This window comes from Anoxybacillus sp. FSL W8-1294, assembly GCF_037965005.1.
Taxonomy (GTDB): domain Bacteria; phylum Bacillota; class Bacilli; order Bacillales; family Anoxybacillaceae; genus Anoxybacillus; species Anoxybacillus flavithermus_G.
The window spans coordinates 313873-326405 of the sequence record NZ_CP150179.1 but is presented as its reverse complement, the minus strand read 5'-3'; the positions used below and the strand labels follow the sequence as shown (position 1 = coordinate 326405).

10 protein-coding genes and 2 pseudogenes are annotated in these 12533 nt (G+C 37.9%); 1 reads left to right on the top strand and 11 read right to left on the bottom strand.

Annotated elements, in window-relative coordinates:
• Positions 1-267: 267 nt before the first annotated feature.
• The gene (locus tag NSQ23_RS01800; RefSeq protein WP_171700521.1) at positions 268-1059 is read right to left on the bottom strand and encodes a TerC family protein; all 792 of its coding nucleotides are present in this window, start codon (positions 1057-1059) and stop codon (positions 268-270) included.
• Positions 1060-1603: 544 nt separating this feature from the next.
• Here NSQ23_RS01800 and NSQ23_RS01795 point away from each other — a divergent pair.
• Positions 1604-2376: pseudogene (locus tag NSQ23_RS01795) on the top strand (IS630-like element ISBs2 family transposase); the annotation flags it as partial.
• 22 nt (positions 2377-2398) lie between these two features.
• Here NSQ23_RS01795 and NSQ23_RS01790 read toward each other — a convergent pair.
• The 10 genes and pseudogenes from NSQ23_RS01790 to NSQ23_RS01745 form a co-directional block, all read right to left on the bottom strand.
• Positions 2399-2782: pseudogene (locus NSQ23_RS01790) on the bottom strand (IS110 family transposase); the annotation flags it as partial.
• Positions 2783-3077: 295 nt separating this feature from the next.
• The gene (locus tag NSQ23_RS01785) at positions 3078-6419 is read right to left on the bottom strand and encodes a DEAD/DEAH box helicase family protein (RefSeq protein WP_339174219.1); all 3342 of its coding nucleotides are present in this window, start codon (positions 6417-6419) and stop codon (positions 3078-3080) included.
• 44 nt (positions 6420-6463) lie between these two features.
• Entirely contained in the window at positions 6464-6742 is a 279-nt protein-coding gene (locus tag NSQ23_RS01780; protein WP_339172511.1) for a restriction endonuclease subunit S, read from the bottom strand.
• 183 nt (positions 6743-6925) lie between these two features.
• Positions 6926-7543 (bottom strand): FMN-binding negative transcriptional regulator, encoded by a 618-nt coding sequence (locus NSQ23_RS01775; protein WP_339172509.1) that lies wholly within the window; start codon positions 7541-7543, stop codon positions 6926-6928.
• 146 nt (positions 7544-7689) lie between these two features.
• The gene (locus NSQ23_RS01770; RefSeq protein WP_339172507.1) at positions 7690-7833 is read right to left on the bottom strand and encodes a hypothetical protein; all 144 of its coding nucleotides are present in this window, start codon (positions 7831-7833) and stop codon (positions 7690-7692) included.
• A gap of 101 nt (positions 7834-7934) precedes the next feature.
• Positions 7935-8474, bottom strand: a complete 540-nt coding sequence (locus NSQ23_RS01765) for a GNAT family protein (RefSeq protein WP_327802900.1) — start codon at positions 8472-8474, stop codon at positions 7935-7937.
• A 6-nt stretch (positions 8475-8480) separates the two neighbouring features.
• Positions 8481-9191 (bottom strand): methyltransferase domain-containing protein, encoded by a 711-nt coding sequence (locus NSQ23_RS01760; protein WP_339172503.1) that lies wholly within the window; start codon positions 9189-9191, stop codon positions 8481-8483.
• Positions 9184-10431, bottom strand: coding sequence for an MFS transporter (locus NSQ23_RS01755; RefSeq protein ID WP_339172502.1), 1248 nt, complete (start codon positions 10429-10431; stop codon positions 9184-9186). The genes NSQ23_RS01760 and NSQ23_RS01755 overlap by 8 nt, the downstream gene beginning before the upstream one ends.
• A 23-nt stretch (positions 10432-10454) precedes the next feature.
• Entirely contained in the window at positions 10455-11159 is a 705-nt protein-coding gene (locus NSQ23_RS01750) for a hypothetical protein (RefSeq protein ID WP_339172501.1), read from the bottom strand.
• A gap of 12 nt (positions 11160-11171) precedes the next feature.
• Entirely contained in the window at positions 11172-12155 is a 984-nt protein-coding gene (locus NSQ23_RS01745) for an iron-containing redox enzyme family protein (protein WP_339172500.1), read from the bottom strand.
• Positions 12156-12533: the final 378 nt, after the last annotated feature.

The window sequence follows — 12533 nt, the reverse complement described above, 5'->3', positions numbered from 1 at the left end:
AAAAGGTGTTCATACAGAAGTCATGGTTTTAAGGTGCATGTATATATATTTGTTGACTGAATCTTAAAATTGCTTTTTCCTGCGCCGATAAATTTCAAATCTTGTTCTTATCATTCAGTAATATTCTCGAACTTTTCTTTGTACACACCTTTGAACCAATTCATTGAACGATTTCAAATAAATGTTCTCTTTCTAGATTATTAAAGCCCGAGCCGTCCAAATAAAGGGCGGCTCAAGCTATGTTTCTAAAAGGGAAAATCTTTGAAACTACCCATTTCCATTGGATTCTTCTGCGGAAGGCAGTTCTTTTTTCTCCTTTGATAAAAACCAGCCACCTAATGCGATCAGAACGAGTACAGCATAGAATGTTATTTTCCATTCAGGTGATTTTGCAAACCCTTCAGGTAATATTGCCAGCTGAGGGTGTGATAACGTATAAACAGATAGCTTTACCCCAACCCAGCCAACAATGAGAAACGCAGCGATTTCCAAACCAGGTTTCGAATGAAGCAATTTTACAAAGAAATTAGCAGCAAAGCGCATAATAATTAAGCCTATTAATCCTCCAGCAAAGATAACGAGAAACTTACCTCCATCCAGTCCGCCGATTTGCGGAAGATTTGTATTCGGAAGCGTAACTGCTAATGCTACTGCTGCAAGAATGGAGTCGACTGCAAATGCGATATCGGCCAATTCTACTTTGAAAACAGTTCCCCAAAATCCGGATTGTTTCTTTTCCTGTATTTCTTTATTTTTTTCTTTTTCTTTATTTACAGCAACTTTTCTAAAAATATGATTGATTGCGATGAATAAAAGATAAAGAGCACCTATCGCCTGAATCTGCCATACATTGACAAGGAATGAAATCACAAATAGTGAAGCAAAACGGAAAACGAATGCACCTGCAAGCCCATAAAACAACGCTTTCTTTCTTTGTTCTTCCGGAAGATGCTTGACCATAATAGCTAAAACAAGTGCATTATCAGCTGCCAAAATCCCTTCAAGTGCAATTAGAAGTAGTAATACCCAGCTGTATTCTAATAAAATTGAAAGTTCCATGTAACCTGAATCCTCCTTTAGTATTTTACTGTAGTTTGATGTTTCATTTTCTAAATAAGACCGTATTTTCCTTTAGGAGAGCCAACATTCATTTTTACCAACCATTATGAATTTTATCCTTTTTTATACACTCAAGCAAATAAATCATCCTTTTTACAACGAGTAAATGCTGTCTTTTTTTCATACACTTACCTCCCAGATTATCAAATAAAAAACCTTTACCATGTATGGTAAAGGTTTTACATACAAATAAAGACCTTTACCAACGGGTAAAGGTCTTGCTAACAACGTTAACGTTGCCAACAAAGCCGGGAGCGGCAAAACTCCGAAATGACGACTTTGTTGTAAAAGCTACTCCCCTTTAGGAGAACTATTCAACTGTCCAATTTAATCATAAAATAACCTATATGAATCTGTCAATTATTATTTTTACCCGTGGTGCTAGTTGAGCGTTAAGACTCAACTATATAAATTGAAATAAAGGTTTTCTCCCGTTCCACGGCGAATAAATACAAAGAGAAAATAGGGGAACGGAGAGAAAACTATGATGCCAAATCACAAAGACGAGATCGAAAAGTTGTCCACTGCCATGAAAGAAGCAAAAAGTAAACGAGCATATGAACGCTACCAAGCGATTTATCTTCATTTGCAGGGATATACCAAAGGAGAAATCGCAACGATTATTGGTCGATCCAAGAAAACTATTTATAACTATATTCATGCCTACGCCCAGCGCGGTCTTGATGGACTGGAGATGAAATACTCACCTGGCGCCCCACGTCGATTGACCCCTGAGCAGGAAAAAGAGCTGGCTTTGATCATTGAACATCAGCTCCCCGTAGATGTGGGATTCGAAGCAAAATATAATTGGACGCTTGCGATAATCGCTGAACTCATTCAACAAAAGTGGGGGCCAACATACACGCTTCGCGGAACAAGTGACATTCTGCATCGGTTAGGGCTAAGCTATACGAAACCGACCTATACACTAGCCAATGCCGATGAAGAGAAACAAAAAGAATTCGTCGAAATCACCTTCCCTGAAGTAAAAAAAAACTGGTAGATGGGAACATCGCCCATGTCCTCTTTCAAGATGAGTCGATGATTCGTGATTACCAAGCGATTCAAAAAACATGGTTTGTCAAAGGAAAACAACGAATCATTCCGACGTTTGGAAAACATCAAGGGCTGAAGCTGATTGGCACGTTGAACTACGAAACAGGGGAAGTGTTTTGCATCGAAGAAGAACGCTATGACGCGGAAACATTTCTTCGATTTCTTCAACTTGTGTTAGAACGCTATCCCACAGGCAAAATTGCGAACAGTGCCAGGCACTATTCGCAATGACGAGAGCGTCTTTGGCATCGTGCTTCGTTGGCAAGTTGTCGTCCAGTTCCTTCGACCGTTTGACATGCATCGGATTGACCATCACCAATGGGATCCCTTTTTCCTCAAGGAAATAGGCGAGGTTCAACCAGTAATGTCCGGTCGGTTCGATTCCGACGATGACTTCCGTTTTGCCAAACTCCCTCATCGTTTCTTGGATCAACGCATAGAACTGCTCGAATCCGATTCTTGACTGGGACACCGAAAATGACTCTTTCAGTACCCGACCTCGTGCATCTACGATCGCTGCGTAATGTTTTTGTTTGGCAATATCCATTCCTATCACTAATGTTTGATCGGTGACTTGTTCAATTTTGAGATTTTGTGTACAATTCATAGTAAGTCCTCCTTGGTTTGATGATAGGGTCAACTTTCCATTGACACCCCTGCATCATACCAAGAGGGCTTTTTTCTTTCAAGTCCCCCGAAAACCTTTCTAACAGGAATGCTCCCTAGACAAACTTTGCGACTACAAAACCTAATCTTCCGTCTTTTCTTCTATTCAAACATATTAAGACACCTTTGAGATGCTTCACCCTCAAAGATGCCTTAACACCGAAGAAAAACAAAATATATGGAAATTATTAGCAACAACCACAACGGCTAACTAGATACCACAAAGAATGTTTGCGTTACGCCCCCACAATATCTTCCGAATTCCGGTTAATCTCATCGATAATGCGAATGATCCTCCGCGCGTCATCCATGTTGTCTTTAAAGAGTTCAACAATGCTGCCGACGGTTTTAAATGGTTCTTCCTGCAACACTTTTTTATCCATGACCCCATTTTTCACAAAGTAATCGACGATCAATTTGACAAAGCGGCTTTGTTGGATGTTCAACCGTTCGCTTGATAAAAATTCAGAAAACGCTTCATTGGCGGCCTGCGGGTCAAGGCCGACGATTTGGCGGACGAGCTTTGTAATCGGCGTGTCTCCGAATTCTCTTTGATAATCGTCTTTTGTGCCAAGCTCGCTCCAAAGGATATGCTCGAGCGTTTTCAAATCTTGCACCGTTAACTTTTTGTTGTTTCGCAGCTTGTAAATGGCCATCTGGTCGCGGTGTTCGTGCAGATAATGTTCCACCTTTTTCCGATAATTTTTCAGATCATTGACATTAAACATCGGGCCGTTTTCTTTGACCTCTAAAATTTGGTCTTTAAAGTTCGTATAGTAAATTTTTTGCGTTTCTTTTTCAAGGAATTTCACTAAATCACGCAACGCTTCGCGAACGGCTTCCAATTCGAAAATATCGGCTTCGCTCCAAAACTCTTCCGTCTGCACCTTTTCGATGATGTATTTTTGCTCCATCACTTGAGGAATCGAACCGAGCTTAGATAACGCCTCTGCGGTGCGAATCACACTGCGAATCGGCTTTGTGGCATTTTTCGTTTGCAGCTTCGCCAACTCAATCGTGTACATAAGCAAATCAAAACGTTTCGCAAATTCATCATCGTTTAGCGGAACAATCAGCGGCGAAATGTGTTCTTTAATTTCATTTACATCCATCGCCGTTAAGGAATCCCATTTAGCCCGGCTTTTAAACTTGTGTACGTATTGAATATGTTGGCGTACGCGGAAGTTTTCTTCGTTTAACTTATTGATTTCCGCCAGCACCTCGTCAATCAATTCATTGCGATAGGCAATATACTCTTCTTCTTGGTACTGTAAATGCTGCAGTTCTTTAATGATTTCGACTTTGGCATTAAATAGACGCTCCGTTAAACTTTCCACCGCTTTTCCTTCGATTCCCTTTGGATTTTCGCGGAAAAACTCGAAGTTGCCGCAATAGTCAAAAATAAGAAAATGCGTTTTATCTTGTCCAACTCCGAATAAGTCTTTGCATAAACGGGTTCCGCGCCCGATCATTTGCCAAAACTTTGATTTGGAGCGTACTTTCTTGAAGAACACAAGGTTGACGACTTCCGGAATATCCACTCCTGTATCGAGCATATCAACCGATACAGCAATCTGCGGCAATTTATTACGGTCGGAAAAATCATCGATTAATGTTTGGTAGTAGTTCACGCTGTAATCAATGACCCGTGCAAAGCCGCCTTTATACTCAGGAAACAACTGATCAAAGCGCTCCACAATCCGTTCCGCATGACGATGATTTTTCGCAAAAATAATCGTTTTGCCGAGTTTGTCCCCGCCTTCGACGCGAATTCCTTTTTCCATTAAATCTCTGAGTACCGTATCAATCGTATCGTCATTAAACAGCCATTCATTTAACGCGGCACTGTCAATATCCTCGCCTACTTCCTCATCAAATGTTTCTTCATATCGTTCTTTTTCTTCATCCGATAACTCATCGTAATGAATGCCTTCTTCAAGAAATTTAAGCTTTGTTTCAATCGTCCGATAATCGACTAAATAGCCGTCCTGAACGGCTTGATCTAACTCATAGGCATAGGTCGGCACGCCGTTTTCCAGATCAAACACTTCATACGTATTGCGATCAATTTCGTCCTTTGGTGTGGCGGTAAGCCCAAGCAATATCGCATCAAAATAGTCAAAAGTAGCCCGATATTTCTTATAAATACTGCGGTGGGATTCATCGACGATAATTAAATCAAAATGCCCGACGGTAAAGAGACGTTTGCCGTCTTTCCGCTTCGCGTCATCAATCGCATTCATCATCGTCGGGTACGTCGAAAACACCATCCGGCTTTCCTCTGGATTATCTTTGTTATCGAGCAAATTGCAAAGCGTCAAGTTCGGCAACAAATGGCTAAAGCTATTTTTCGCTTGCGTGACAAGCGTTTTGCGGTCCGCTAAAAACAAAATATTTTTTACCCAATTATGACGGGTAAGAACATCGACAATCGAAATCGCCGTCCGGGTTTTGCCGCTCCCCGTTGCCATGACAAGCAACGCTTTGCGCCGTTTGTTCTCGAGCGCGTCACATACGGCTAACACCGCTTCTTTTTGGTAATAGCGATTCGTTATGTTGTCATTGATTTGCACATTTTTTAGCGGCTTCTTCATCGTCCGACGATCAATAAGCAAGCTTAATTCTTCCTTATTGTAAAAGCCGGAAACCTTCCGCGCCGGATAGTTAAGGTCGTCCCAAATATACGTCTCAAAACCGTTTGTGTAAAAAATGATTGGACGTTGGCCGTGCATTTTTTCAATGCAATCGGCGTACAGCTTTGCCTGCTGCTTTCCTTTGTTCGGATCAGCGGTTGTCCGTTTCGCTTCGATGACCGCCAGCGGCTTTCCGTTGTCGCCAAAAAGAACGTAATCGACATAGCCGACTCCTTCCTGATTCGGCATGCCAACGACAGGATATTCCACAATAACGTCCTTTTTAAATTCCCAACCAGCAAGCTTCAAATCTAAATCGATATATTTCTTTCTTGTTTCCCATTCGCTTAGTTCATCGACTTGGAAGTGATATTCTTTTGTATTCGCTTCCCGTTTGGCGGTGAGAAGAGCGCGAAGCTGTTCGTTTTCTTTCATCATTTCTTCGAGACGTTTATCTTTGGAGCTTAACCGTTCGTATAAATCTTTTAATTCTTCCGGACGCTCGCGCTTTTCCTCTCCAATTGGCAGCAATGATTCGTCAAAGTCCGTAGCCGTATATTCATCTGAATAACAATAATCAATCCAAGACACAAACTGATGAAGATGATGCAGGGAAAGAATCGCTTCTTCCCTCGTAATCATCGAGTTCGTATGAACCGCGACATTTCCCAGTTTGACAATGTAACGCAACAACGGCAACAAGTCTTCATCAATAATGGACAAAAAGACGTTGTCATGAATCAAACTGGAAAGATTATCTTGATACGGAACGTTCAAAGCGCTATCAAAGCTATACACCCACTTCACCGCGAGCTCCAGTGCGCGGCGCGTCAAAATCGCGCACGTCGCCGGACTCACAACCAAACTTTTCTCCGCCTCTAAACACGCATTCGTAAAGCTTTCATAATGAGGTTTTCCTATTAGAAAACTAAAGTTGGATAACAACAAACACCCCTCCCCTTGACCAACAAGAATTCCTTTTACATTTACTAATTGTTGAACAATTCTCCCTTAAACGCCCTCTGCATGAGGGAGTTGAAGTTATTTTCGAGTTCTTCTAGGCTCTTTTGAAGAAGGTCTTTTTGAGATTCTATTTTTTGTACTATTTCTGCAAATTTGTTTTGAAGTTCAACAGGGGGTACCGGTATTTCTAACTCACTTAAAATTTTGAGATTAATATTTTTTTGCGCTGATTCGGGAGCATTAGCTTCAATTAGCGAACAGTGCCAGGCACTATTCGCAAATATCGTAAGCTGTTTTGATAACAAATCTTTCTTGTTCTTGCCGTGCTAATTCATAACGGTGATATAACGGTCAATTCGGCACTTTCCAGGTGATAACGTCATTTCCGTCTAACTTTGGTGGTGGCAGCTGTTGGGTATGACTTTGCTACATCCGCTGTTTAGGTTGTGTTTCATTAATATGCTCAAAAAAGAAGGATTTGGTACCAATTAAGATTTTTTTCTAAGGTTTCTCTTCATCAGAGAGGCAATTTTTTGATTATTTTCATTAGGAATTTGTTCTAATCGCTGAATAATAAGTTTTTGCCGTTCTAATGGATGGTTTTGACTCAACTTTGCCTTACCTTTGATTTTATTAATTTTGATTTTGAATCCTACAATTCCTTTAGCCATACTTTCTAAATATTTAGTATCCACCTTATCTAATTTGTATGAACTATTTGGTTCTTCATATTTCAATACCATGTCACACAGAGAATTTATTAATTCTTGTTCATTGTCTACAATCTTCACTCTTCCGTATACATGAACAGCTACATAATTCCATGTTGGAACTGCTATATTTGTCTCGTACCAAGAGGGGGAGATATAGCAATGGGGACCATGAAAAATTGCTAAGACATCTTGATCTTCTATATCCTTCCATTGAGGATTAAGACGTGCAAAATGACCATATAAGTATTCTTTATTCTTATCCAATGTTAACGGTAGATGGGTTGCGAATGGATTTCCATTATGTTGAGAAAATAGTGTAGCAAAACTATTGTTTTCGATAATATCGTAAATAACATCTTCATCTTGTATTTGGAAGTATGAAGGAATATACATGTTCTCGCCCCCCTATTTTTGATTATAAAACAACTCTCTATCCCTTGTCCGCAGAACACGAATAGTCAACCGTCCCACCTAGGTCTTCAGCTGACAGGGATAAGAACCGTTTCAATAGCCTTTTCGTTCTCATTCCTTCGGTGCGCTCATAAAAGAGAGCCTTCAGCTGCTTTTTCACCTGCGCCCGTAGGCTTTGATTCAGTACTTGTTAGCAGTTTCGCCAATCCTTTGTCTCGAGTTAATAATCCGTACAAAAATTCGTCATTTACGATAATATGGTATGGAGCCATGGTTGCTTCCCCCTTATAATTTTTTGTCTACTGTTTATTTGGATCAAAAGGGAAGCAACATGGCTCTTTTTACGCCTTCCTTTTTACACAATTATACGGAATTAACTTTTCGACTTGTAAAAAGATTGATATTCCTTTTCTAAAATAGACATTCGAATTGCTGATAAATAGATTCCATCAACGACTCTGCAGTCACGTACTATTCCATCTTTTTGAAAACCACACTTTTCATAACATGAAATAGCTTCTAAATTGTTTTCATACACATAAAGGTAGACTTGATGTAAATTTAGAGTATCAAAAGCTACTCTAAGGAAAGTTTGAATAGCATCGGATCCATAACCTTTTCCACGATTTTCTTCTTCTCCAATTACGATTGTCAATTCACCCGATCGGCAAATCCAATCAATGTTAGTCAGTTTAATAAAACCGATTATTTCGCCATTTAGATCAATAGCATACAATTGCCCAAGTAACGAGTTAGACGATAAATTTAAACATTCCTCTTGTATCTCTTCTAAACTAGAAGACCAGTATCGAGAAAGATTGCGACAAATAGACTCATCGTTTAACCAACGATGAATAATAACAATTTCTGATGGTTCGATAGCTCTCAATACAATTTTTCTTCCTTGATACATTTTTCCTTACTCCTGCATGCCATAGTTTTTCCGAGCAATTAACCAGTCTAATTCCCCACCATTTTCCATTGTTATTTCCCATTTTTCATCCATAAAGCTAGTGATTGTATGAAGGTTTACTTTTCGGCAAGATTGGTCACCGAGCCTCAATTCATCAATTGCATTATAATTATGTGAGTGAATGATATAACCACCTGGCTTTACAACTCTAAAACTCTCACGAATTGAAGCTTCTACACCAACATCACCTTTTGATAGCCATATATCATTTATTGCATGATGTCCAATGAAAATATCAACTGAATTGCTTTGTAGTGGGAGAGAGGTAGCATCTCCAATAATTGAATGGATCGGGAAACTAGGAATTCCCTCTTGCTGTTTTTTCAAATGTGGGATGTAATCCCCGATAGATATATACGTCACTTTAAAATTTAGACGATTTAGTATTGCAGGAACAACATAGTTTGCTCCCGAACATATTTCTGTTATAACCATTCCTGGCTTCACAATTTTATTAAGTAAGTTTTCTAAGAAATAAAAATCACTCCACATATACGGTTGTAAACCATCAAAATCTGGTAGAGGTGAATAATAAAGATCTAATATTCCCTCTTCAAAACCATAAAGAATGAAGCAATTATTACAACCATATTCACCATTTTCCTCTAATCCTAAAGGAGAATGACAACGCGGACATGCGATTAAAGAATCAATCATAAGCCTTGACTTCTCCCCTCTCTACAAACTTTGATTTCATTAGAGGGTTAAAAAAAGCAACAAATCCAATAAGAGCTATTAATCCCCCTGACAACAAAAATGAACTCTTAATATCAATAACTAACAATAATAACGAAGCAGCGAGAGTAGATAAAGGGGTTACTCCCATTCCTATCATTCCGATTAAGCCAAAGATTGATCCTTGTTGAGATATAGGAACTTTTTGTTGGATAGTAGTAACAAAAGAGATTGAAACAATATTAAAAAAGAACCCGCATAAAACGAAACAAATAATAACTACTATTAATAATGAAGTCATACCCAATATCATGTAGCTAATTCCGCCGAAAAAAATTGCACCTGAAAAAATACGCAAAATTGAAAAACGAGTTACAATCCGTTTTATTGCAATTGCTCCTAGTAGCATACCAAAAGAATAACCTGTAAGCATCGATCCATATCCTAATGAACCTTTATTCAAAATTTTTTCAGAAAGAATTGGTGGAAAGACAACAGAAGTACCATGAAATATTAGATTAACACCCGCATACATTATCAACAGTAGCAATAGTAAAGGCATTGTGCGCATATATAGAAGCGAACCAATTAAACGCCCTTTAATTGAATGGTCTTTCTCAGACTTCTTATTTTTAGAGTCAAAATTCATATAATAAATCATTAAAGCAGAGATAAAAAAAGTAATTGCATCTACTAAAAATAAATAGTAAGGTGGCCAAGTTACCATTAATAGGCCACCTATTACTGGTGCAGCCAAACGAGCTCCCTGTTGCCAAGATGATAATAAAGAATTTGCGTTAAGTAACTCTTCACTATGAATAAATAGCGGTACTGAAGATTGTTTAGCCGGTTCGAATAATTGAGCTATGCTGCTGCTTAAAAATGTTATAGCGACTAAATACCACAAATTGACCAATTTTATACAGCTGAGTATAAATAATAGTGTGATTAATATTCCTCTTAACAAATCAGCTAAAATCATGACTTTACGCTTATCGAGCGTATCTACGATAGTTCCAGCTATCATCCCAAATAGAAGATAAGGGAGTGCAGTAGCAGTTGCCATCAAACCAACAACTTCCCCGGAATTAGTTAATTGATAAGTAAACCATAGAAGAGCAACTTGGTGTAAGCGATCACCGAATTGGGATAGAGTTTGCCCAATAAGCAAAAAGATAAAATTACGATTTGTTAAAGAACCTGTAAAACCCTTTACATTCATAATTTTTCACTCTTTTTCTGTAACTATATAGTTTGTAATGAATTTCCAACCCTTACTTGATTATCTTTGTTATCTTCATGGGCAATTTCAGTAAAGAAGATTTCAAATGTTTCTACCAATAATCTTAACTGTTTTAAAAAACGTTGTTCACCCGACAAAAGATAAGATGTTTCATCCTGTAGAAGATCTATAACATTTTTGTCAAGATTTAAATTCATAAATATCTTTTTAACGATGTCATAGAACCTATTATAGGTTTTGTGAGAGGACAATGCTTTTAGAATTCGATCAGTTTGCCAAGCTTCATTAAAGAGTGTGTTTATACAAACAATGAATGCATAAGGATCATTTTGGCTTAAATAAAGCATGTGATTAGTTATAGCAAGGCCAGATGGGAGAGCTAGAGTTTTTTCTAAGTCAAATTCCTCAAAAACTAGATTTTTGACTTCTTCGGCTAATTGATCTGGATTTAAATTACTCATTGCATGAACATACCAGTAAGACAGATATTCCTTTACATCTTTTACTTCTTGTGAAGAAAGAAAAGGTGAAACGCAGTCAAAAACCCGGTCATAGAATAACGCTAGTTCTATCACTAAACGTTTTACCCTATCTTCATGTAATGTTCCATTTTCTATCAAAACAAAAAACGGATGTGAATATAAATGATTCTGCAACAACTCATCCTTACGTTTATTTAGGGACTCCAAAAGAGACAATTGACACATATGTACTCACCTCTATATTAATCTTGGTAATGGATTACTAGGATTCTGATAATAATCATAAATACTATCATACATTCTAAATAATGTATCCATCATGATACCTATATTTTTTAGTATACGAATTTTGTCCTCTGGGCTAATATAGTCAATGGTTTTAAACAATTCTCTTGATACTAATCCATGTTCGCCTTTTTGATTAATCTCAGAATGGATTCGTTGATATTTGACAAAATCATCTGGGACGTCATATTGTTCTAAACTTTTTATGTATATATCTTCTTCCCATGGTTTTCCTTCAAATATAAAAAGTACAGCCATAAATGAAAGAGGATCTTGGTTAGCAAACGCAGACAAGAGGTTACATACAGCATTTGTATAAGGAAGAGAAACTGAATTAACAATCTCAGCTTCGGAAAAGCCTACAGCCATCAACGATTTCATAATTAAGTCATCATGACGGTACTCTTCAACAAAAAATTTACGTAAAGTTGATTTACGTTGTCTCGGATATAAATAGGATAAAGCGGGAGCGATTGAACCATGAGCTCTTGATGTCACATGATAATATTCAAAAGCAAATCCATAAAGCAAACGTTTGTCAGCATTTCCCGAAACTAAAGCGCTTGTAATCTTTGTTTCTCCTTTCTGACGTTCTAAGTGGCGTTGTAAATCTTCGCACTCTAATATTAGTTCTAACCCACTGCATCCGTTAAACTCAGTTGATTCACCCTCACTTAATAACCATGCTTGATCTAGCATAATTAGTACATCGTTTACGTCTTCAATTGTCCATCCAGGCAATTTTTCCTGTATCATCTCTAACGAATTTTCCCCATTCAGAAGATTTAGTAACACTTTAATTTGACTCAAATCTTCGCCTTCTCCGGAAATAACGAACTCCTCACCTTTATAATGGATTTCTAAATTATTGTCGTATTCTACCAATTTATAACCATCTTTTAATTTTGGTTTTTTGAATATCAATGTAGTACTCATAATGGAACAACCCCCTCTTCTATGATAGTAATATTAATTAAGTTGTCGACTAAACTAACGTTTAGTCGACAACTGCGTGAAAAACTAATTCTTAAAGAATAGTGTTTGTATTGCGAACCGGCTTTTTAACTTGCACTTTAATTTTTTTCTTCATTATAAATCCACCTCCCTCTAGAAATGTTGATATATCAAGGTTCCTTGGCATCTTAGGGGTGCCAAAAAAATTTTTTTCGACAAAACTCATCACATACTTTTTCATTTTTGTTTATATCTAACAACCCATAGGTACGCTTCGCGACCACTGGTTATTTTTGTATGTTAAAACCAATGGAAAATACATATGCGATGCACCTTGGATCTCTGCATTGCTGATGAGGA